Origin of the sequence: Mucilaginibacter rubeus (genome assembly GCF_014643835.1) — a bacterium.
Lineage (GTDB): Bacteria > Bacteroidota > Bacteroidia > Sphingobacteriales > Sphingobacteriaceae > Mucilaginibacter > Mucilaginibacter rubeus.
In genome coordinates, this window is record NZ_BMKD01000011.1 from 17,371 (window position 1) to 41,137 (window position 23,767).

At 45.4% G+C, this 23,767-nt stretch carries 16 protein-coding genes; 7 read left to right on the forward strand and 9 right to left on the reverse strand.

What is annotated here, in order from left to right; genetic code table 11:
- Window position 1: 1 nt before the first annotated feature.
- From IEX80_RS25995 to IEX80_RS26005, 3 genes are all read left to right on the forward strand, one after another.
- Window positions 2-979, forward strand: a complete 978-nt coding sequence (locus tag IEX80_RS25995; RefSeq protein ID WP_090534833.1) for an AAA family ATPase — start codon at window positions 2-4, stop codon at window positions 977-979.
- Window positions 980-988: 9 nt separating this feature from the next.
- Window positions 989-2,335 (forward strand): DUF58 domain-containing protein, encoded by a 1,347-nt coding sequence (locus IEX80_RS26000; RefSeq protein WP_188834637.1) that lies wholly within the window; start codon window positions 989-991, stop codon window positions 2,333-2,335.
- Between the two features lie 244 nt (window positions 2,336-2,579).
- Window positions 2,580-4,850, forward strand: coding sequence for a Tex family protein (locus IEX80_RS26005; protein ID WP_188834638.1), 2,271 nt, complete (start codon window positions 2,580-2,582; stop codon window positions 4,848-4,850).
- A 110-nt stretch (window positions 4,851-4,960) separates the two neighbouring features.
- Here IEX80_RS26005 and prfA read toward each other — a convergent pair whose 3' ends face one another.
- Together prfA and IEX80_RS26015 are read right to left on the reverse strand one after the other, a co-directional pair.
- Window positions 4,961-6,034, reverse strand: a complete 1,074-nt coding sequence (gene prfA, locus IEX80_RS26010; protein WP_091167385.1) for a peptide chain release factor 1 — start codon at window positions 6,032-6,034, stop codon at window positions 4,961-4,963.
- Window positions 6,035-6,363: 329 nt separating this feature from the next.
- A complete protein-coding gene (locus IEX80_RS26015) occupies window positions 6,364-7,110 on the reverse strand; it encodes a UDP-2,3-diacylglucosamine diphosphatase (RefSeq protein WP_188834639.1) in 747 nt (248 codons plus the stop codon).
- A gap of 114 nt (window positions 7,111-7,224) precedes the next feature.
- Between IEX80_RS26015 and IEX80_RS26020 the strand changes: the two genes are divergently transcribed.
- Together IEX80_RS26020 and IEX80_RS26025 are read left to right on the forward strand one after the other, a co-directional pair.
- On the forward strand, window positions 7,225-7,467 hold the full coding sequence (locus tag IEX80_RS26020) for a hypothetical protein (protein ID WP_090534827.1): 243 nt from the start codon (window positions 7,225-7,227) through the stop codon (window positions 7,465-7,467).
- Window positions 7,468-7,478: 11 nt separating this feature from the next.
- Window positions 7,479-7,826: a hypothetical protein gene (locus IEX80_RS26025; protein WP_090534825.1), complete on the forward strand. Its 348-nt coding sequence runs from the start codon at window positions 7,479-7,481 to the stop codon at window positions 7,824-7,826.
- 123 nt (window positions 7,827-7,949) lie between these two features.
- Here the strand turns inward: IEX80_RS26025 and IEX80_RS26030 are convergent, their stop codons facing one another.
- Complete coding sequence (locus IEX80_RS26030; protein ID WP_090534823.1) at window positions 7,950-8,705, reverse strand: outer membrane beta-barrel protein; 756 nt, start codon at window positions 8,703-8,705, stop codon at window positions 7,950-7,952.
- A 342-nt stretch (window positions 8,706-9,047) separates the two neighbouring features.
- Between IEX80_RS26030 and IEX80_RS26035 the strand changes: the two genes are divergently transcribed.
- Together IEX80_RS26035 and IEX80_RS26040 are read left to right on the forward strand one after the other, a co-directional pair.
- On the forward strand, window positions 9,048-11,165 hold the full coding sequence (locus IEX80_RS26035) for a prolyl oligopeptidase family serine peptidase (protein ID WP_090534821.1): 2,118 nt from the start codon (window positions 9,048-9,050) through the stop codon (window positions 11,163-11,165).
- 31 nt (window positions 11,166-11,196) lie between these two features.
- On the forward strand, window positions 11,197-11,973 hold the full coding sequence (locus IEX80_RS26040; protein ID WP_090534819.1) for a GDSL-type esterase/lipase family protein: 777 nt from the start codon (window positions 11,197-11,199) through the stop codon (window positions 11,971-11,973).
- A 140-nt stretch (window positions 11,974-12,113) separates the two neighbouring features.
- On the opposite strand, the gene IEX80_RS26045 is transcribed toward IEX80_RS26040, so the two are convergent.
- The 6 genes from IEX80_RS26045 to IEX80_RS26070 all read right to left on the reverse strand — a co-directional run bounded on the left by IEX80_RS26045 (window position 12,114) and on the right by IEX80_RS26070 (window position 23,733).
- Window positions 12,114-17,492: an Ig-like domain-containing protein gene (locus tag IEX80_RS26045; protein ID WP_188834640.1), complete on the reverse strand. Its 5,379-nt coding sequence runs from the start codon at window positions 17,490-17,492 to the stop codon at window positions 12,114-12,116.
- 348 nt (window positions 17,493-17,840) lie between these two features.
- The gene (gene trpC, locus IEX80_RS26050; protein ID WP_090534816.1) at window positions 17,841-18,623 is read right to left on the reverse strand and encodes an indole-3-glycerol phosphate synthase TrpC; all 783 of its coding nucleotides are present in this window, start codon (window positions 18,621-18,623) and stop codon (window positions 17,841-17,843) included.
- A gap of 395 nt (window positions 18,624-19,018) precedes the next feature.
- Window positions 19,019-19,639 carry an anthranilate synthase component II gene (locus IEX80_RS26055; RefSeq protein WP_090534814.1) on the reverse strand — a complete coding sequence of 207 codons (621 nt, stop codon included), beginning with the start codon at window positions 19,637-19,639 and terminating at the stop codon, window positions 19,019-19,021.
- A gap of 77 nt (window positions 19,640-19,716) precedes the next feature.
- Window positions 19,717-21,126: an anthranilate synthase component I family protein gene (locus IEX80_RS26060; RefSeq protein WP_129567955.1), complete on the reverse strand. Its 1,410-nt coding sequence runs from the start codon at window positions 21,124-21,126 to the stop codon at window positions 19,717-19,719.
- A gap of 248 nt (window positions 21,127-21,374) precedes the next feature.
- On the reverse strand, window positions 21,375-21,800 hold the full coding sequence (locus IEX80_RS26065; protein ID WP_188834641.1) for a cytochrome B: 426 nt from the start codon (window positions 21,798-21,800) through the stop codon (window positions 21,375-21,377).
- Between the two features lie 280 nt (window positions 21,801-22,080).
- Complete coding sequence (locus tag IEX80_RS26070; RefSeq protein WP_188834642.1) at window positions 22,081-23,733, reverse strand: dihydrolipoyl dehydrogenase family protein; 1,653 nt, start codon at window positions 23,731-23,733, stop codon at window positions 22,081-22,083.
- Window positions 23,734-23,767 lie beyond the last annotated feature (34 nt).

A 23,767-nucleotide genomic window follows, 5' to 3' on the forward strand; every position in this document is an offset into this window, starting at 1 on the left:
TATGGAAAACGAATTTTTTGAACAACGTACCGATCTATCTAAATTAAGCACTGCTGTTGAGCAAATAAAAGCCACGCTGGCAACCATCATCGTAGGTCAGCATGATTCAATCGATCTGCTTATTGCGGGGATCCTGGCCGATGGGCATATCCTGATTGAAGGTGTGCCGGGCGTTGCCAAAACACTTACCGCAAAGCTTATTGCCAAAACTATAGATGCCCGGTACTCCCGTATTCAGTTCACACCAGATCTGATGCCATCGGATATCCTGGGAACCTCTGTTTTTAACCCTAAAACAACCGAGTTTGAATTTAAACAAGGGCCTATTTTCGGTAATATCATCCTGATAGATGAGATCAACCGTGCACCGGCAAAAACACAATCGGCTTTGTTTGAGGTAATGGAAGAACGGCAGCTTACCATTGACGGGCACCGCTATAAAATGGAAGAGCCATTCACCGTTTTTGCAACACAGAACCCGGTTGAGCAGGAAGGTACCTACCGCCTGCCTGAAGCCCAGCTGGATAGGTTTTTGTTTAAGATAGAAGTGAAATATCCAACGCTTGAAGAGGAAATAACTATCCTTAGTCGTCAGCATCAGCAAAAAACAACCGATCAGCTAAGCCAGGTGCAACCTTTACTCGCCGCTGCTGATATCAACCAGTTGCGCAACCAGGTGAGGGCCCTGCATGTAGAAGATAAGATCCTGGAGTTTACAGCTAAAATTATCCACGAAACACGTAATAGCAAATCCCTGCAGTTGGGCGGTTCGCCGCGTGCGTCGCTGGCTATTGTTAATGGAGCCAAAGCGCTTGCTGCTACCAGGGGGCGTGATTTTGTTACCCCCGATGATATTATTTATGTTGCCGCCCCTGTGCTGCGCCATCGGATTATGTTAACGCCTGATAAGGAGATGGAAGGCGTAACGCCCGACGAGGTGATAACCCAAGTAATACAAAAAATTGAAGTGCCACGATAGTAAAAGCGCGTGAAAAAACTATTCCGACTATTTTATACCAACTTGTTTTTAACTAACCGTTTATTCGGCGCGGTTGCTGCCTGTGTGGTATTGTATTTACTTTCGTTTTTCTTCCCCTGGCTGGGCATTGTGCCTGATATAGCTTTCTACGCTTTGCTGGCCTTGTTAATTGCCGATCTGTTCATCTTATATCGTTTAAGCGATGGTGTATTTGCCAAACGCCTTGCCCCTGAACGCTTAAGCAACAGCGACGAAAACGAACTTAGTATTTATATCGAAAACCGGTATAGTTTCAGGATTAACACCGGAATTATAGATGAGATCCCCGCACAGTTTCAGAAACGTGATATTTGGTTTGCTACAACCCTTGCCCCCGGCGAACGTAAGCAGATTAATTACAGACTGAGGCCAACCCGCCGGGGCGAATATGAGTTTGGCTTTATCCGGGTTTTTGTGCGATCGGCTATTGGTCTGGTATCTAAACGTTACAATTTTGAGCAGGCTGAGACTTTGCCCGTTTATCCTTCTTTTTTACAAATGCGTAAGTATGAACTGATGGCGATATCAAACCGGCTCACCGAGATAGGCATTAAGAAAATCAGGAGGATTGGCCACAGCATGGAGTTTGAACAGGTAAAATCCTATGTTCCGGGCGATGACTATCGCACCATAAACTGGAAGGCCACAGCCCGGCGGGGCGACCTGATGGTAAACTCCTATACTGACGAAAAATCGCAGCACGTTTATTGCATCATTGATAAATCGCGGGCTATGCGGATGCCTTTTGAAGGGCTAAGTTTATTGGACTATGCCATCAACGCAAGCCTTGTGCTATCAAACGTAGCCCTGCTTAAAGAAGATAAAGCGGGTTTAATAACTGTAGGCGAAAAAATAGGTTCTATAGTGCCTGCCGATAAGAATTACGCGCAGCTTAATAAGATAATGGAGGTTTTATACAAGGAAAAAACCCGGTATCTGGAAACCAATATGGAGGCCCTTTATGTTACAACACGCAGGGTATTAAAACAGCGCAGTTTGGTGGTGTTCTTTACCAATTATGAAAGCCTTTCGGCATTACAACGGCAATTACCATTTTTACGCAGGATAGCTAAATTTCATTTGCTGTTGGTCGTTTTCTTTGAAAATACGGAATTAAAAACCCTGAGCGAACAGCCTGCCAAAGATGTCGAAGGCATCTACATAAAAACCATTGCCGAAAAGTTTGCTTACGATAAAAAGCTGATGGTTAAAGAGCTGGCCAGCCACGGCATCCAGTCGATACTGACATCCCCCCAAAACCTTACCATAAACACAGTAAACCGCTACCTGGAAATAAAGGCGAAGCAAAAGATATAGATGACCATACATCTCCCGAATTGCCATTACGCAATTACCCATTGCGCCAATATTACTTATCGGGATAATTTTTAACATCAGGCAATTTAGTCCGCGCAAAGACAATTTAAAACTGCCGGTTAACAAAATGTACCCTATATTTACATTGCCAACAATAGCCCAATCAAAACTTTCAACTTTTTGTTAGCAATCTTTTTTTGAATTGTAAGCCTATTCCCTCAACTTCGCAGTCCGAATTTTGATTATGAGTATTCATTATAAAATAATAGCTGCAGAGCTTTCTGTAGCTGAGAAACAGGTTACCGCTACGGTAGGCTTGCTTGATGAAGGAGCTACCGTTCCGTTTATTTCCCGTTACCGTAAAGAACTTACCGGCAGTTTGGATGAGGTACAGGTTGCCACTATTCGTGATCGTGTACAGCAACTGCGCGAGCTGGACAAACGCCGTGAGGCTATCCTGAAATCGCTTACAGATATGGGCAAACTAACGCCCGAGCTTGAAAAACAGATCAACGAAGCAGAAACAATGGTTACTTTGGAGGACCTTTATCTTCCGTACCGCCCAAAACGCAAAACCCGTGCTACTACAGCCCGCGAAAAAGGCCTGCAGCCATTGGCCGATGTTTTATTGGAACAAAAAAATATCGACCCCGAACTGATAGCTGCCGAATACATCAGCGATGAAAAAGGCGTAGCCAGCGTTGAAGAAGCTTTAGCTGGCGCAAGGGATATCATTGCCGAAACCATAGCCGAAAATGCTGAAATACGTACCAAAATCCGTGAACTGTTTGTTGAAAAAGGCACTTTCGCATCAAGAGTGGTTGAAGGCAAAGAGGAGGCAGGGATTAAATATAAAGACTATTTTGAATGGACTGAGCCTGTTAAAACAGCGCCATCGCACCGCGTATTAGCCATGCGACGCGGCGAAAAGGAAGAGATCCTATGGCTCGACCTGAAACCTGAAGAAGATGAAGCACTGGAGATACTGGAAAATTCAGTTATCAAGGCAAACAACCCGGCTGCCGGACAAATCCGCCTGGCTATCACCGATGGCTACAAACGCCTGTTAAAACCATCGATGGAAACAGAGGTGCGCCTGCTTACCAAAAAGAAAGCCGATGAGGAAGCGATCCGCGTATTTGCCGAAAATGCCCGCCAGCTATTGCTGAGCGCGCCGCTTGGTCAAAAACGCGTAATGGCGCTTGATCCGGGTTTCCGTACCGGTTGTAAACTGGTTTGTTTGAATGAGCAGGGCAAACTGCTTGAAAACACCACTGTTTATCCACACACGGGTGCGGGCCAGGCCCGCGAAGCTGAGAAAACGGTACAACACCTGTTTCAGAAATATAATATCGAGGCTATTGCTATTGGCAACGGCACTGCGGGCCGCGAAACAGAAGTATTTGCTCGCAACCTGAATTTACCGGGCGTGACTATTGTAATGGTTAATGAAAGCGGTGCTTCTATCTATTCAGCGTCTGAAGTGGCGAGGGAAGAATTTCCGGATTATGATGTCACCGTAAGAGGTGCCGTATCTATTGGTCGCCGTTTGATGGACCCATTGGCCGAGCTGGTAAAGATCGACCCAAAATCAATTGGTGTAGGCCAGTACCAGCACGATGTTGACCAAAACAAGCTGCAAACCTCATTAGATGACACGGTGATCAGCGCCGTGAACGCGGTGGGGGTTGAGTTAAACACTGCCTCAAAACAAATCCTGGCTTATGTATCAGGCCTTGGTCCGCAACTGGCACAGAACATTGTAGAATACCGCAACCAGAACGGCGCCTTTAAACGCCGCGAGCAACTGAAAAAAGTTCCGCGTTTGGGCGATAAGGCATTTGAGCAGGCAGCAGGCTTCCTCCGGATCCACAATGCCGAAAACCCGTTAGACACCAGTGCAGTTCACCCGGAGCGTTATGGTTTGCTTGAACAAATGGCTACTGATATGAAGTGTACGGTGAAAGACCTGATGAGCAACCCAACCCTGCGCAAAAGCATTCCGCTGCAAAAATATGTTTCCGAAACCGTTGGTTTGCCAACCCTGAATGATATCATGGCCGAACTTGCCAAACCGGGCCGCGACCCGCGCGAGCAGTTTGAAGCTTTCAGCTTTACAGAAGGTGTAAATGCTATCGGCGATCTGAAAGTTGGCATGAAGCTGCCGGGCATCGTCACCAACATTACAGCCTTTGGTGCTTTTGTCGATATCGGCGTTCACCAGGATGGCCTTGTTCACCTGAGCCAGATCACCAACCGTTACATCAAAGACCCTAACGAGGTACTGAAAGTACATCAAAAGGTTGAGGTAACTGTTACCGAGGTTGATGTGAACCGCAAGCGTATTGCGCTATCCATGAAAGAGAACGATAAAAGCGAGCCCAATCAGCGCAGAAACGATGACCGCCGTCCGCAGGGTAATAACAAGCCCAACTTCAATAAAAGGGTTGAAAAAGAGCCGGAGACAGATATGGCTTTGAAACTGGCGGCGTTGAAGGGTAAGTTTAAGTTGTAAGCTATCCTCGCAATGACGCTTCTTTTTGTTCGATATAATTTTTAATTCTGGTAAACAAAAAGGTCCCCAACCTACCGATTGGGGACCTTTTCAATATTATCTAACCGAATTTACGCTACTGTCCCTTCTTTCAACTTCTCAGCGTTCTCAGCAAACTGAAGCGATTCAAGGATCTCCTGCAAATCTCCATTAAGTACGCCCGGCAGGTTGTAAATAGTCAGACCGATACGGTGCTCAGTTAAACGTCCCTGAGGATAGTTATAGGTACGCACCTTGGCCGACCGATCGCCGGTTGATACCATAGTTTTACGTTTTTTTGATGTTTCTTCCAGGTGTTTTTGCAGTTCCATTTCGTACACCCTCGAACGCAATACCTGTAAAGCCTTATCGTAGTTTTTCAATTGCGATTTCTGATCCTGGCACTGGGCAACAATACCTGTAGGGATGTGGGTTAACCTCACAGCCGAATAGGTAGTATTTACCGACTGACCGCCCGGCCCTGAAGCGCAGAACAAATCTTTACGGATATCACTAACCTGCAGGTCGATATCAAACTCATCAACCTCGGGCAGTACTACTACAGAAGCTGCTGAAGTATGTACACGGCCTTGTGTTTCGGTATCAGGCACACGTTGCACACGGTGTACACCCGATTCATATTTCAGGGTTCCGTAAGCGTCTTCGGCGTTTACATTAAATACAATCTCTTTATAGCCGCCGCTGGTGCCTTCGGTATAATCCACCAGTTCGGTACGCCAGCCGCGTTTTTCGCAATAGCGCATATACATGCGGTAAAGGTCACCTGCAAAAAGGGCTGCCTCATCACCACCGGTGCCGCCACGGATCTCCACAATAGCATTTTTCGAATCTTCAGGATCTTTAGGGATCAGCATCAGGCGAATTTCTTCTTCCTTTACTTCCTGTTGAGCAAGCAGTTCGTCAAGTTCCATTTTGGCCATCTCACGAAACTCCTCATCTTTTTCGGTAGCCAGGATCTCTTTATTGGTTTCGATATTGCTCATAATGTTGCGGTATATATGATACTCGTCAACAATTTTGGCAAGGTCTTTATATTCTTTATTCAACTGGGCAAAACGCTTCATATCCTGCATTACTTCAGGATTGCTCAATTCACCTTCAACATTTTTCCAGCGCTCGTATATCAGCTCTAATTTATCTAACATATTTTATAAATAATGATGCAGCTAAAACTGTTTGATATTGAACCGGCTTATGAAATATTTAACGTTTCGGGCGGCTTACAGGCTTGCTGCAAAAAAGTGCACAAAAGTACGCATTTTACTGCATATTTTAATTCAGTGGATTGTAAGTTGTTTTTCTTAGTTCATAGATAATGGTTCATGGATCATAGAGCGCTGCTGCCTATGGATAATAGTTTATGAACATAGGTAGCTCGGCTTATAGATCATAGTTCATGGATCATAGCAAAGCCACCCTATCAATATCAATTAGTCCAATCAAAAACCATGAACCATGAACTATGAACCATGAACTAAACAAAATATTCCAGTTTCAGTTCCTTGCCATCAAAAACGGCATAAGAAAAATATGAAATCCATTCGCCAAGGTTAATATAACGGCTTTGAGGGGTTATTTGAATATCAAGCGGTATATGGCGATGGCCAAAAACAAGGTAGTCGTAAAAATTGATCTTTAATTCTTCACGGCAAAAATTTACCAACCATTCCTGTTCGCCTGGCTTTGGGTTTTCTTTTTTTGCATTGGTATCCCGGCTGTGGCGGCTCCATTTATTGGCTATTCCCACGCCAAGGTTTGGGTGAATTCGGGCAAACAGCCACTGACAAAACCGGCTCCTGAAAAAGCCTTTTAAAAACTTATAAAAGTTATCCCCCGGACCAAGCCCATCGCCATGATGAATGAAAAATTTCTTTCCGCCGCGCTCAATTTTTAATTCATTGCTGATGATAGTTGCGCCCAGTTCATTTACAAAATAATCAAACATCCACATATCATGGTTGCCTTTAAACAGGTAAAGCTTTACACCGGCATCGGCAAGTTCGGCAAGTTTGCCCAGGAAACGGATATAGCCTTTGGGCACTACGGTTTTGTATTCAAACCAGAAGTCGAAAACATCGCCAACCAGGAATAGTTCGGCGGCATCATGCTTAATACTGTCGAGCCAGCGCGTTATCTTATCTTCGCGTTGGCGGCTTGAGGCATATGTGCCTGTGCCTAAATGAACATCAGAAGCAAAATAGAGTTTGTCGCGAACCGGCATATCGGCAAAAGTACGTTTTAACAGCCAAACAGAAAAGATAAAGATTGTTACACAATAACCAGCAAACAACGCCGTATCTTAGTGGTTATTCAGCATACATTAAACATTAAAATTATGGCAATCCCCGAAAACCCAAATCTTGACGATGCGCAGGAAGATAAAGACCCCGGCAACGAATTTGAACAGAACGAAGGCCAGGATACCGGTAACGAAATAATTGATAAAAGCGAGCCGGATGTTGCCGGGTTAAATGCAGCCAGTCGCGCATCCGAATCGGCATTTACTTTAAATTTTGAAGATGGGTATGCCCCTGCTCCGGATAAAAATGACGAAGACCAGCAATCGCCAAAGCACTGATATATTAAGCAATGAAAAAAATATTACTGCCGGCATTAATCATGGTTGTTTTTGCCGGTAAGGCATCTGCACAGTCAAAAGGCTTCACGATGACTGATTTCAAGGCCAATATAGGCAAAACAGGCACTTTGTGCGATACTGTTTACTCGTACAAAGCGGTGAGCGATACGCTTACCCTGTTAAACTTGGGCGCGGCTTACCCAAGGCAAAAATACACCATAGCGGTAAAGGGCAATAAAATAAAGCTCGACCTGTCTACGATAAAAGGAAAACACGTATGCGCAACCGGCACATTTGAGTTTTTTAAAGGCCAGCCCGAAATCGTAGCCGACAAACCAGAGCAGATCACGGTTAACTAACAAGCTACCAGCGCCTTTTAAACAGGAAAAGCAGATCGTTGATCTGCTTTTCCTGTTTAAAAGAGAATAATCTTATTAAGGTTTTTTAGCCTTAATCTTTATGCATTCCGCCTTTAGCTTCAATTAAAAAGCTTTGTACAAACCAAATACAATCTGCCCTTCGGTAATTGGCTGCTTGGTTACCAAACGGCCCACATTAAGCGTACGACCGGTTGTGGTTACATCGTATCCCTGTGATTTAACATAATTTCCTTTAAGCGATAATCCCCAACCTGCACCCATATCAAACCTGATTGCCGCGCTGCCGCCATAAGCAAAGGCATAACCTTTGGCGCTTTGCTGGGTAATGCTGCCGGTTTGCGCGTCAACACCGGTAACACTAATAGTTAACTGTGGTGATGTTTGGCTTTTGATTGCACCTGCCGATGCCCTTACATCAAATGATAAGCTGCGCCATACAAAGGTATATTGCGGGCCTACTAACAGGTTAAAGCTACGGTAACGTTTATCAGCGGTAACAGTTCCCTGGTCGGCTTTAAAATCGGTTGTATAGCCCTGCGATAATATCAGGTCGTCATCATATGAAAAATTGCTTTGGTCCTGGTATGAAAAAGTGTAACCGATACCAAAATTTCTGTAGATGTAATATGCTCCGTCAAGCTGGAAGGTGACGCCCTTGTTTGCAAAGCCCGATTTATTATTCTTATAATCCACCTTTTGGAAATCGCTTAACGGATAAGAAATACCCATACCTAAGCCTACATAAGGTTTAAGTTTTACTTTGGTTTCGTCATCTTTATCGTTGGTATCCTGAGCTTTTGAAGTAAATGCAAGCAGCATTAAAAGGCCTGCTGTAAAAAAAGTAAGGGTTTGTTTCATGTTTGTTATTATGTAACTGTATTACCGTTAGTTGCCGCTGCATCCTTAACCGCAAAGCAAACGTGTAAAAAAACGCATTATTATTGATACTTCGGTGATAACAAGCTCCGCTTCCGGGTTAAAAATCACACGGGTTATCAACTGCAAAAAGTTAAAGGGGGTAATTTTTAATAATTTGCCCATATTTTACAACAGTTTTTTCACGCCGCTAATATAGCCTGCCACGGGCAATTAAACAGCAACCATGTGTAAAATTAACAACTTTTAACCTTTTGAACCGTTATTGCCTTGCGGTAATGTACCCTGAATGGCTATCTTTAGTTGCCTGTAATTTAAACAACCATGACAAAAACGTTCTGTTTATTTGCATTAGCTGTTTTACTTTGCAGCTATACACATGCACAAATGACTATAAAAACACTTCCATACCCTAAAACAAAAAAAGTTGATGTTGTTGACACCTATTTTGGCACACAGGTGCCCGATCCATACCGCTGGCTTGAACATGATCATGCCGACGACACTAAAGCCTGGGTACAGGAAGAAAATAAGGTAACGTTCAACTATCTCGATCAGATCCCCTACCGGGCCGACATTCATAAGCGCCTGGAGTTTTTATGGAATTACGAAAAATATAGCGCTCCCTTTAAGGAAGGCAAATACATTTACTTTTATAAAAACGACGGGCTGCAAAGCCAAAATGTATTGTACCGCCAATTAGGCGATAACGGCGCCCCCGAAGTTTTTCTTGATCCCAATAAATTCTCTGCCGATGGTACTACCTCTTTACAAGGCATCCAGTTTAGCAAAAACGGGGAGCTGGCAGCCTACCAGATCTCTGAGGGAGGCTCGGACTGGCGCAAGGTCATCGTTATTAACACCGAAGATAAAAGCGTTGTGGGTGATACCCTGAAAGATGTAAAATTCAGCGGACTGGCATGGCATGGTACCGATGGCTTTTATTATAGCAGCTATGATAAGCCGACAGAAGGCAGCCAGCTTTCGGGTATGACACAGTTTCATAAACTTTATTACCATAAGCTGGGCACACCTCAAAGCACCGACAAGCTGATCTTCGGCGGTGATAAAACCCCTCGCCGTTACATAGGCGCTTACCTTACCGAGGATGAACGCTTTTTGGTGATCACAGCCGCCACTTCAACAACCGGCAACGAGCTTTATATCCAGGATTTAAGTAAACCCGGTAGCCAGATCATTAACGTTGTGAACAATTTTGATAACCAGCACAGCGTTTTGGATAATGTGGGGAGCAAGCTTTATATCCTCACCAATATCTACTCGCCCAATTTTAAAATAGTTACTGTTGATGCTGCCGAACCCGGCATTACCCATTGGAAAAACCTGATCCCCGAAACTAAAAACGTATTAAGCGCCACCACCGGCGGAGGTAAAATTTTTGCTGAATACCTGCAGGATGCCACCTCGCTGATCCAGCAATATAATATGGATGGCAAACTTGAACGTACTATCCAGTTGCCGTCAATAGGCTCTGCGTCGGGTTTCGGCACAAAAAAAGAAGAGAAGGTTACCTATTACACTTTTACCAATTACATATACCCGCCAACTATTTTTAAGCTGGATATTGAAACCGGCGCCTCCTCTGTCTATAAAAAATCGGGGGCAAAGTTTGATCCTGAACAGTATGAATCAAAACAGGTGTTTTATACCTCGAAGGATAAAACAAAGATCCCAATGATCATCACCTATAAAAAAGGGACGGTACTTAACGGGCAAAACCCAACTTTGCTGTATGCTTACGGTGGTTTTGGCGTTAGCTTAACCCCTGCTTTCAGTACATCAAACATCATATTGCTTGAGCATGGAGGTATTTATGCTGTGCCTAACCTGCGGGGCGGCGGCGAGTACGGCGAAACCTGGCACCGCAAAGGCATCAAGCTAAAAAAACAAAATGTGTTTGATGATTTTATTGCCGCGGCCGAATACCTTATCAAAAACAAATATACCTCCAAAGATTACCTTGCCGTTTCGGGCGGCTCAAACGGTGGCCTGCTTATCGGCGCTATGCTAACCCAGCGTCCCGACCTGTTTAAAGTAGCCTTCCCTGCCGTAGGTGTGCTGGACATGCTGAGGTATAATAAATTTACTGCCGGGGCCGGCTGGAGCTATGATTACGGCACCGCCGAAGATTCGGAACAAATGTTTAAATACCTGTATAACTATTCACCGTACCATGCCCTTAAACCGGGCATTTACCCTGCTACCATGGTTACTACCGCCGATCATGACGACCGTGTAGTACCCGCCCATTCCTTTAAATTTGCGGCACGCCTGCAGGAATACCAGCAGGGTACTGCGCCAACACTTATCCGCATTGAAACCAATGCCGGTCACGGAGCAGGACAAAGTACAGCCCAGCTCATCAATGGCCAGGTTGATAAATGGGCTTTCATGTTCTGGAATATGGGGATAAAGTGGTAACGATTTTTTAATTTCAATACTCAATTTATAAATGAAAAAATACCTGTTAGCTGTTGTTCTGTTATTCGTTGCCTCGGCAATAACATTCGCGCAGCATAAAAAACCAAATTTAAACATTGTATTTATAGGCAACAGCATAACCCAGGGCGTGCAGCTGGCCAATCCGGCAACTGAAGCGCCGCCAGCCACGGCAGTGGCTTATCTGCAAAAACAAAAGAACCTGGACACAGTAAGTTTCAGTAACCAGGGCCATAGCGGCTACACCACGCTCGATTTTTTGCCAGGCACAGGTACTTTTGCCAAAGTTGAAGAAGCGGCTAACGCTTTTACCAATAAGGACGCATTACTCATATTTTCGGTAAAACTTGGCACAAATGACAGTGCTATACACGGGCCGCATGGTGCTCCCGTATCGCCTGAAGATTATCAAAAAAATTTAAAGACCATAGCTGATAAACTTTTAGCCGATTTTCCGAAAGCGGTTATCATTTTCCAGCATCCGTTATGGTACAGCCCCAATACATACAACGGCGCAAAATATTTGCAGGAAGGGTTAAACAGGCTGCAAAGCTATGTGCCGATGATAGATGCGCTTGTAAAAGCATACGCTTCAACAAACCCCAAACAGGTTTTTGTGGGCGATACCAAAGCATTCGCCTACTTCGAAAAAAATCATTTAACTGATCTCATCCCCGAGAATGGTAAACAAGGTACTTTTTATCTTCACCCCAATAAAAAGGGGGCCGAAGCTTTAGGGCATTTTTGGGGGATGGCTATCAATAAAATAATAAAGCATTATTTTAAATAAATTAGTTATTGCTTTGCATCTTTTAAATGAAAGCTAAAGCAGAATGTGCAAAACCGAAATAACATATTGATTTTCAATACCATTAAGTTACTTCCTGTAAATTAAATAATAGGCGCTATATAAGCCTACTGGCACACTAATCACCTTAAAATCACCACATAGCCCGAAATAACAATGTTATTCATCTTTGTATTTACTATATAGTAGTAAGTACCGGACGGCAGCGGTTTTCCCTGGTAAGTGCCATCCCAGGGCTTAGGATATCCTACAGAATGGAATAAAGACTGTCCGTAACGATTATAAACATCAACTGTGCTGTTTTCATACGCTACTAAGCCTTTAATTTCCCAATAGTCATTTACCCCATCACCATTTGGTGTAAAGGTGTTGCTAACGTTTATTACCGGCGAAACCTTAACTGCAACCTGGCTTTCGTTCACACAGCCGTTTGATTTATCAGTGATTTTAAGTTTGTAAATTATATCCTGATCGCCCGTTACTACCGGGTTTTTAGCTGTGGGGTTATCCAGACCGGTGGCCGGTGTCCATTCATAGGTTACGTTTTCGCTGCCTACTACCGGGTTTAAAGTAATGGTATGCCCTTTTAATACATATCTTGTATCGCCGGCTGCATCTGCCTGCACTGTTGGCGGCGGAACAAAATTGATGGTGATATCATCAGTAGGCGTATGACAATTATCAGCCTGGGTTGCGGTAAGTATCAATTTAACCGAGCCTTTTGCAATATCTATTGGGTCGGGCTGAAAGGTTGGAGCGTATACATCATCCGAAGGGATAAATTTACCTAAGCCCGATGCTGACGTCCACTTAACGGTAGTGCCTGAAAGCGGCCGACCATTTAATGGCACCATAGGGGTTTGGTTACAAACATTATCAATGCTTGGCGGTCCTGCATCGGCACCAGGATCCGGTGCAAACTTAAATGTTACATCTTTTGATACGGCCGAACACCCATCAGGACTTGTTGACGTAAGGGTTAAAGTGACGGAACCAGCATTCTTATCTGCAGTTGATGGAAAATATTTACCTATCGGGTCATCCTGTTTAGAGAAAGTGCCGCTGCCGCTGGTACTCCAGATACCGGTTCTATATACGCTAATCACCTCGCCGGCAAGTTGTATAAATGGATCATTAACACATACGTTATGAGAAGGGCCGGCAACAACAATTGGGAGCGGGTTAACTTTAACGTCTACTGGATCACTTGGTTCGCCCGGGCAGTTATTAATTATCAAATACAAATTATAAGGACCCGCGTTAGCAGCTGTGGCGTTTGGAATGGTTGTGCTCGGGCTTTGAGTTTCCAATCTAAAATTGTTGGGACCGGTCCACAAATATGTTGCACCTGCTATAGGCTGGGTTTGCAGTATAATATCGTTGCCTTCGCAAACGGGGCTGTTGCTGTGCCCATCTATTTTTAATGTCTGGGGCCTTACAGTTACCGTATATTTAACTGGAGTGCCCGGACAGCCAAATGCTACAGGCGTTATGGTATAAGAAACCTGGATAGGGTTTGTTGTAGTATTAACCAGGGCTTCATTAATAGGATTGGCGGTTTGATCGGTAACCGGGGCATTGCTGATGCCGGTGACAGCCGGCCTGCTCCATAAAAAAGTAGCCGTAGATATATTGGATGTTAAAGTAAGCCCCAGTGGTGTGTTGTTACATTTCGGCTCTGAAGGTGGTGGATTGGTAATTACCGCTCCCGGATTAACCCTTACCTTAAGCGGATACGGGATTCCCGGACAATCATTTGTTTTAAAATTAAACACGTAAATAACATCAATAGGATCAGTGGTGGTATTATAAAGCACCTCTTTTATGGTAGGTGACGCCTGGCCCGCTACAGCAGCATTACTGATACCCGGAACGGCCTCCCTGCCCCATGTAAAGCTTGTAACCTGGGTGTTAAATTTAACTTCATAATTGGTGCTTGTACCATTACAAACCGGGCCGGGGGGAGCACTTTTAACCACAGGGGTGGCATTTACCTTTACTGTGTATGTAAACACAGGCCCGGGGCAACCGTTTAAATATGGTGTTATTTTATATGCCACGTCAACAGCTGCACCGTTTGCATCGTTATTTAACAGTGTTTCGGTAATTGAGCTTGATGTTTGGCCCGTTACCGGGGGGTTACTGATGCCGGCAACCGCGGGGCGGTCCCATGAGAAAGTGGTACCGGGCTGGTCGGCGGTGATCGCGTAATTTAGCGCGGTACCGCTGCATATCGGATCGCCTGTGGCGCTGCTTATTACCTGTGGGGCGGGCGTAACTTTTACATCAACTTTAGTGCGTTCACTAATACAGTTATTAACCTTAGTCTCCACATAATAAGTTCTGTTGATGGTTAACGGAGCTGTAGGAAAAGGGTTTCCCTGGTGTACAGGGGTGCCTCCGACGGGCACATTGTACCAAGTGTAGGTGCCCGTTGAGCCGCTTGCGGTAAGTATAGCAGATTGGCCTTCACAAACCGTTGCTGTGTTATCGGTGCCAACCGTAGGTGCTGCCGGAGGGGGTATCGCCTTAACCAAAACAGGGGTACGCGCACTGGTAATACCGCCCACTGTTGTCGCAACATAATAAGTAATATCGTTTAGTATTGGCGGGGTAGTAAATATCGGGCCAACCTTAAGAGGTGTTCCACCGGTAGCATCGCTATACCAGCGGTATGTTCCGCCCGGCGCTGTGGCTACGAGGGTGGTTGTACTGCCTGTACAAACAGATTTACCAGGGGCCGTTGGCGCGGCAGGCACCGGGTTTATAGTTATGGTAACCGTGCTTGATTTTGAACCGCAAGGTCCCGCAGGATCATTAGATGTTAAAGTTAGTGTCGCTACTTTTTCTCCCGTAGCCGGCGTATAAACAGCATCCTTACTTGTTGGGTCGGAGAACGTCCCCGCGCCGCCTGTCCATTTTACTGATGTAGCCCCCCCTCCAAAACTTCCGGCCAACTGTACAAGGTCGCCCTGCTTTTTAACCTGGTCCGGGCCTGCATCAACGATAACCCTATTGTAAATAGTTATCTGGTTGGTAGCAATACTTTGCGGACAGCCGCTGCTCGCCGCTATAGTATTGGTTATGGTGTACGGCCCGCCGGCGCGGCTTCTCACCAGGTCAATCTCGCCGGTGCCGGGATTCTTAAATACGATATTACCGGTCGGTTCGCTGAAAACGCCGGCACTTGCCCCCGGCTGGAAAACCGGCAGCGGGTTTTTTACATCGTTACAGATGGGAGTATTATATGTAAAAGTAGCATCCGGTGTTGTTACTATGGAGATGCTTTGGCTGGCCGTTCCCGGGCATGAGCCCCCATAGGTAAAAGTAATGGTGTATTTTCCGGGAATACTTGCCGCCACATTGATCTCGCCTGTGGTGTTACTCACAAAAACCAGCCCGGGTGTTGACGAAAAAGTACCTCCGGCCGGATTAAGAATAGCAGGCTTTACATTACTTCCCGATGTACATATCGTGCCCGAAGGATACCGAAACTGGGGGTCAATAATAGATGTTATTGATACCGTGAAAGCGGTACGCGGACTAACACATGTGCCATTAACGGCCTCGGCATAAAAAGTTGTTTGTGCAAACAAAGGGTCGGTAGTATAAGTGTTGCCGGTGTGCACCGGTGTACCGCCTGTAGCACCAGTATACCATTGGATGGTTGCGCCCGAAGCCGGAACGCTTAAATTGGCAGGGTCGCCGGGGCATACCGTTGCAGTACCGTTAACCGTTGGAGCGGCAGGCAGTGGGGTAACCTGTATGGTTACCGGGGTACGCTGGCTGCTACAGCGGTTGGCTGTACTTTGTACATAATAAGTGGTATTTGCAGTTAGCTCGGGCGTAACATAGGTGTTGCCGGTTATTAACAGGTTGCCGCCGGTGGCCTGGTCATACCATTCATAGTCATCGGGCGAGCCTGTTGCTGTAAGTGTAGCCGCTGTACCGGCACATATTGCCGGGACTGGTTGCACAGCGGGGGCCGGGATCGGATCAAGTACGGTTACGGTAATTGCCGATCTGTCGCTGATACATGTCCCTACCGTTGTTTGAACATAATAAGTTGTAGTGGCTGTTAAAGCGGGAGTTATAAACGTATCGCCCGAAAATATAGAGGTACCTCCGGTGGCCGCGGTAAACCATTGAAAACTTCCGCCTTGTGCCGACGTTGCTGTTAAAGAGGCTGTTTCCCCATTGCAAATTACCGGCCCGTCGGGCACCACCGGTGCATCCGGGGCAGGGGTAACAGTAATTGTTATCGGGGTACGCTCGCTTGTGCAACCGCCGGTGGTATGCTCAACATAATAAGTTTTATTACTGGTTAAAGCCGGGGTTTGAAAAGTATTGCCAGTACCAACCGAACTGCCACCTGTGGCTGCTGTATACCAGTTATACGTGCCGGTGGGCGATGGATCGGCAGTTAAGGTAATACCGGTGCCATAGCAGGCAGACGGTGATTGCGAAGGTGGCGCGGCCGGTATTGGCGTTACAGATACCGGCACCGCGATACGGTCGCTTGTGCAATCGCCTACCCGTGTTTGCACATAATAAGTAACCGCAGAGGTAAGCACCGGGGTTGTATAATCCGGGCTTGAAATTAACGGCGTGCCTCCTGAAGGTACATCAAACCACTCGGCTACCCCCGAGGCATCAGCATGCAGCGTAATAGCCGATCCGGAACAAGTGCTGTAGCCACCTGCAGGAAGTACAGGAACGGCTGGCGGCGCATTAATCCGGGCAACTACAGGGATACCAGAGCTGGCACAATCTTTAATTACTGTAAAAAGATAATAAGTGGTATTTGCAAATAATGGGGGCGTTGTATAGGTTGCATCGTTGCTCAATGGTGTTCCTGTTCCCGAGGAATTTGAATACCAGGCATAACTGTCGGCACCCGACGCTATTAACGTTGCAGGGGTACCATAACACACCGGATCTGCCTGGATGCCTGGCCGGCCTGTTACATTAACAACAACCGAGCTCCGTGTACTGGTACAGCTGCCTACTGTTGTTTCCACATAAAAAATGGTACGCTGGGTAATCGGGTCTGTCTTATATGGGTTACCAGTAAACAGGAAATTGCCATCAGCATCGTACCACTGGTAAGTTCCTCCGGGAGCCGTTGCTGTTAAAGTTGCCGAAGTATTGGGGCAAACAACCGGATTGGCTACCGTAGGCGGATTTGGAGAAGCTACAGCGGTAATCGGAATATTGGCAACCTTTGGCTGGCAGCCCGGGGTTTTATCACTAACCGTTACCGTATACGTTCCGGCTTTGTTTACATCAATAGATGGCGTATTTTCACCGGTGTTCCAGATGTAGGTAAATGGGCCTGTACCGCCCGATAGGTTAGCGGTTAACGTTACATTCTTTCCCGAACATATCGTATTAGCTGTTGAGGATATGGTTACATTCAATGTACAAACTTGACTATACCCTGCTAACGACCAAATAACCAACAGGAATAGTACAAGCAACGGCTTATTAATGTTCTTCATAAGTCTCTTTATACTCAATAAATGTGGCTGCAAGCGGCTCATTTTAACAACTCCCCTTATTGAGCACAGTTTTAAGATTGGCAAACAATACTGTTATGCTATACCAATCCGGCAATGATGTGCGCCTTTTTACGTAAAATACTAAAAATAGGTTTGATAAAACGTCAACAAAATGCACAATGAAACCCTGATGAAATTATTTCTTTTATAGATTAAAAAAATACCCGGCTAGGAAAATAACCAGGTATAAAAGAGGCACGATAGTGTACCTCGTACAATTACAGGATCTGCCGGTAATCATTCACCCCCCGGCAGCGATATAATAGTATTTTAAAGATCCGGATTGACTTATAACAAAGCCACAAAATCACGCATTGCCTGTCCAGGATCCTGTTGTTTCATGAAAGTTTCGCCAATTAGAAAACCATTGAAACCTTCCAGTTTAAGGTGCCTGATGGTTTCGGGATCGCTGATGGCGCTTTCCGAAATCTTCATAAACTCGGCGGGGATATGTTTAGCCAATTTGTAAGATGTTTCAACCGACACGGTAAAATCGGCCAGGTTGCGGTTATTTACGCCAATGGCATCCAGGTTAGGGTTAATGCTGCGTTCCAGTTCTTCGAGGTTATGTACCTCAAGCAATACGTTAAGGCCTATACTTTTGGCAAGTTTGGCCAGGGTATCAATTTCGGCAGGTGTAAGTATAGCGGCTATGAGCAGGATAATATCGGCGCCTAATGACTTGGCCTCTATCACCTGGTACTCATCTATCATAAAATCCTTGCGCAATACAGGGATGCTATTTACCGAACGCGCTTTCACCAGATCGGCTTTCCGGCCCATGAAGAAGTTACGGTCGGTTAAAACCGAAAGTGCCGAAGCGCCGGCAGCGGCATAATCTGTTGTAACGGCGCTAACCCGCACCTTGTCGTTAATAATACCTTTTGAAGGCGATTTACGCTTAAACTCGGCTATGATACCGGTACGTGACGGATCGAGCAGAAATTCTTTGAATGAATAGGTTTCACGGTGAAAATGATCCGATTCTTCAAGTACGGTATATGATGTACGTTTTTTTGCCGAAGCAACTTCTCTTTTTTTGTTGGCAACTATTTTATCAAGTATCGTCATAGTATCGAAGCACTAATATTTATGTCATTGCGAGGCGCGAAGCAATTAGTCTTACCCAACCCCGTCCAGAGGAGAGGATTTTAAGTGCTTTTTAAATCTTCCTTTCCGTAGGAGATTTAGAGGGGCTAATTGCTCTCTTCCTTATAATGACATAGTTGTAAGCTATTGGTTAATAAGTGTATTTTTCAATCAATTTTATAACATGTGCGTTGCCTGCGGCCCGGGCTTTTTGTTACAAGTCCTCGCTTTTCCTGCCCCCAATCCCAACCCGCGCTGTGGGCTTTTCACTGCAATCCCTAACGCGGCCACCGCGCACCGCTAAGTGTCCTGCTCTCCGCGAGAGACCCTGCGGGGACGTTATATCAATTTTTCAAAGTTATCATTATTTCATAAAACTAAGCCTTAAGCCAGTTTTGCATCATTTCCTTACCATAATCGGTGAGGATTGATTCGGGGTGAAATTGTACGCCCCTTACATCGTATTGTTTATGCTTAAGCGCCATGATAGAATTATCGGCTTCATCAATAGCGGTAACCTGCAATGAATCGGGCAGGTCATTCCCGCTCACTACCCATGAGTGGTAACGCCCAACTTTAAAGCTTTCGGGCAAACCGGCAAATAGTTTTTCATCGCCATCTGTCACCTTTATCGGCGTCGCGATACCATGCATAGGCTGGTTAAGATTGTACAGGCTCCCGCCAAATGCTTCGGCAATAGCCTGCTGACCAAGACATACCCCAAATATGCTTTTGGTGGGTGCATACTTTGCTATTACATCCAGCAGCAAACCAGCCTCCGAAGGGATGCCCGGCCCCGGCGATAGGATGATCTTATCAAAAGCCTCCACATCCTCAATGGCAAACTGATCATTTCTCCAAACCTCACATTCCAGACCAAGCTCGTTAACCAAATGCACCAGGTTATAGGTAAAGGAATCGTAATTATCGATTATCAGGATGCGCCCCCCCCGCCCCCTAAAGGGGGTGCTTGAAGGAGTATTTATATTTTCATTCATTGTATTATATGTCTTAAAAACTATCAAATTTAAATTATCCGCTATAATTCCCCCTTTAGGGGGTTAGGGGGCGTTACTTACAGCTCCTCCGCCAGTTCAAAAGCCCTTCTCAAAGCCGAGATCTTGGTATCAACCTCCCGTAATTCACTTTCGGGGATCGAACCAGCCACGATGCCGGCACCTGCCTGATAATGCAGGGTGTTATTTTTGCTTAAAAACGAACGGATCATGATGGCATGGTTAAAATCTCCGTTAAAACCCAGAAAACCTATCGCACCACTGTAAAAGCTGCGTTTAATGTTTTCGTTTTCATCGATGATCTCCATGGCACGGTATTTTGGAGCGCCGCTCAGCGTGCCCGCCGGGTAAGTATCAGCTACAACTTTAAAGGCCGATACACCGGGCTTCAGTTTTCCGCTTACGTGTGATACCAAATGGATCAGGTGCGAGTAGTACTGAACCTCTTTAAATGCCTTCACGGTTACATTTTCGCAGTGACGGCTCAGGTCGTTACGGGCCAGGTCAACCAGCATCACGTGTTCTGCCGATTCTTTGGGGTCATTCTCGAGGTTGCGGGCCAGCTCGGCATCGCGCTCATCATCACCGCTGCGTTTAAATGTTCCGGCTATCGGGAATATGTTGGCCACATTATTTTTTATGGTGATCTGCGCTTCGGGCGATGAGCCAAAGATCCTGAAATCGCCAAAATCAAAATAGAAGAGGTATGGTGATGGGTTGATAGAACGCAGGGCGCGGTAAACGTTAAACTCATCGCCCAGGAAAGTACGGGAGAAAGCCCTTGAAGGCACTATCTGGAAAACATCGCCCCGATAAATGTGCTGCTTCATTTTCTCCACTATGGCAATGAACTCATCGCCGGTAAGGTTCGATTTTTCATCGCCATTGCTTTTAAAGCTATACTCGGGGAAGTTTTTGTTTTTGATGAGGTATTCCAGTTTTTCGATACCGCCATTGGTTGGTGCACCTTCGGGCTGATTATGAAATATGTAAAGTTCATTTTTAAAGTGATCGATAGCGATGATGTACCTGTAAATATGGTACTGCATCACCGGGATCTGGCGTGTAGCATCATCGCTTTGCTTTAGTTTAATGGTTTCATAATGTTCAACAGCCTCGTGGGTAAAGTAACCAAACAAGCCATTGGTGATCATTTTTAGCGGCAGCGAGTCGGTTTCAAAGCTACCGGTAAAATTGTTAAGCTGTTCAATCAAATCAAACGTACCAGCCTCATGTACTTCCTGGCTGCCATCGGGATATTGTTTTTTTAGGATCCCGTTATTGAGCACGATGCCGCTGAGCGGTTCGCAGCAAATGTAGCTGGTGCTGTTTTCGCGGCTGTGATAATCCGAGCTTTCCAGCAGCAGCGAGTTAGGGAATACATCGCGCAGGCGAAGGTAAATACTCACCGGTGTGGTGGTGTCGGCCAGCAGCTTTTTATAGGTGGTAGTGATTTTAAATGTGCTCATGTTTATTTTTCAAATATCTTAAAACAAAAAAACCCGGCGAATTGGGGTCGCCGGGTTTCCTATTTAGGTTCACAATTGATTAGGTTGTCTCTGATCAAAAAGCGCAAGCCGGCTGCCAATTTAATTGGTGCCACCAGCTGTTTTTATGTGTGTTTTTAATCATCGCGGTCACAAATTTATAAAGAAATTTGAATTGTCAAATTTTTTGTGAAATTATTTATTTGCTAAATCCTATTAGCTACGTAGAATTACTGTGGAATAAGCATAATACCTACCGAAATAAGTACAATCCCGATCAAATAAAAGATAGCGATGGCTTTATGCTTAGCCTCTGGCAGGGCAGCTTTCTTCGATTTGCTGTGACCGATAGTGATTAATGCTATGGCAATAAGCATGATAACCCAATGCTCAACCGTAAAATAACGGGTGACAGGGTTTTTCATGGTCTCTTTGCTAAACTGCACCATCGGACTGATAAAAAACAGGATGATGCCCAGCAAAAATTGTGTATGTACCGAGATCATGGCAAACAGGTTAAGCTTACGGTTGCCCTCGCCATATGGTCTTTTACCCAACCAGCCCATAAAGGCACGTACAAGGGCCAGTAATACCAATACAATAACAATGTACCTGAAACCGGAATGGAATTCCTTAAAAAAGCTATAAAGTGTCATACATCAAAATTTGCCGTGAATATACGATATAAAGGTCATTGAAGTCATTAGGTCATCGTGTCATTTTTTGCAGACATAAACTGCCGCGGGCTTTCAGCCCGTGGTGAATCACTATGTAAGCTTTCAGCTTACATTTCTTCAGCTGAAAGCTGAAACTATGCGCAACCACGGGCTGAAAACCCTCGGCAGTTTATTCTTATATAAACAAAAAAAGCGATGAGCCTAAACCCATCGCTTTTCAAAATCCGAAATCGAAAATCCGATATTCGAAATCAATAAATTATATCAGCAGCCTTACCGGCTCTTCTAATAATTGCTTTAATGTTTGCAGGAAAGCAGCAGCTGTAGCACCGTCAACCACGCGGTGGTCGGCGCTCAGGGTAACCTTCATGATGTTGCCAGGTACTACGGCACCATTTTTAACAACCGGAACAGCCTGAATACCGCTTACAGCAAGGATACATGCGTTTGGTGTGTTAATGATGGCCGTAAACTCGTCAACGCCAAACATACCAAGGTTTGAAATAGTGAAAGTAGAACCTTCCATTTCGTTTGGCTGTAGTTTTTTAGATTTTGCTTTGCCTGCAAACTCTTTCACTTCAACCGAAATGTGGCTTAATGATTTACCATCGGCAAATTTGATAACCGGTACCAATAAACCTTCGTCAACAGCAACGGCAACGCCAACGTGAACGTGCTCATTAGTGCGGATCTTATCACCCAGGAATGACGAGTTGATAGCAGGGTGCTGCCTTAAGGCAACAGCGCAGGCTTTAACAACAAAATCATTAAATGAAATTTTAACCGGAGCGATCTCGTTCATACGGGTACGGGCCACAATAGCCTGATCCATATCAATGCTCATGGTTACGTAGAAATGCGGAGCAGTAAACAAGCTTTCGCTTAAGCGGCGGCTGATAGCTTTACGCATTTGAGTAACCGGCCTTTCGCTGAATTTCTCTTCGCCTGTAAAGGTTGGCAATACGATAGGTGCTTTTGCAGCAGCAGCCGGAGCGGCAGCAGGTGCAGCTTCAGTAACAGGAGCCGCAGCCGGTTTAGCCGACGGTGTATATTCTTCCACATCCTTTTTGATGATACGGCCGCCTTCAGCGCTGCCTCTTACATCATTAAGGTTGATACCTTTATCTTTAGCTATTTTACGCGCAAGCGGAGATGCTTTTACGCGGCTGTCATCAGTGTTAGAAGCTTCAGTGGCAGTAGCAGTTGCAGTCGCCTTCGCTTTAGTTTCAGCAGGTGCAGCTTCAGCGGCGGCAGGGGCCGAACCACCATCCTGTAATAACGGAGTGATGTCGGTACCTTCTTTACCTACTATGGCAATGATATCATTTACTTTAGCGGCTTCACCTTCTTTAACACCTATATATAACAAGGTACCGGCTTCGTAACCCACAACTTCCATGGTAGCCTTATCGGTTGCCACATCAGCCAGTGAATCATCAGCTTTTACTTTATCGCCAACTTTAAAGTTCCATTTTTCGATGGTACCTTCGGTCATGGTATCGCTTAGCAATGGCATGCGAATCACCGTAGCCGGAATGCTTGATAAATCAACCTTAGGTGCGGCTGGTGCCGGAGTAGCGCCAGGTGCTTTGTCGGCAGCTGGTGCCGCTTCCTTAGCAGGCTCTGCGGCAGCGCCACTGCCAGCCTGGTCAAGTAAAGACTTGTAATCTTCACCTTCTTTACCTAAAATGGCAATTACAGAATCAACCGGGGCGGCAGCACCTTCCTGTATACCGATATACAGCAATGTACCATCCTGGTACGATTCAAAATCCATGGTAGCTTTATCAGTTTCAATCTCGGCCAGTACATCGCCCGATTTAACCTTGTCGCCAACTTTTTTATGCCATTTCGCCAATACCCCTTCGGTCATGGTATCGCTCATTTTAGGCATTTTTACTACTTCGGCCATATATTAATAGTATTATAAATTCAGTATAAATATA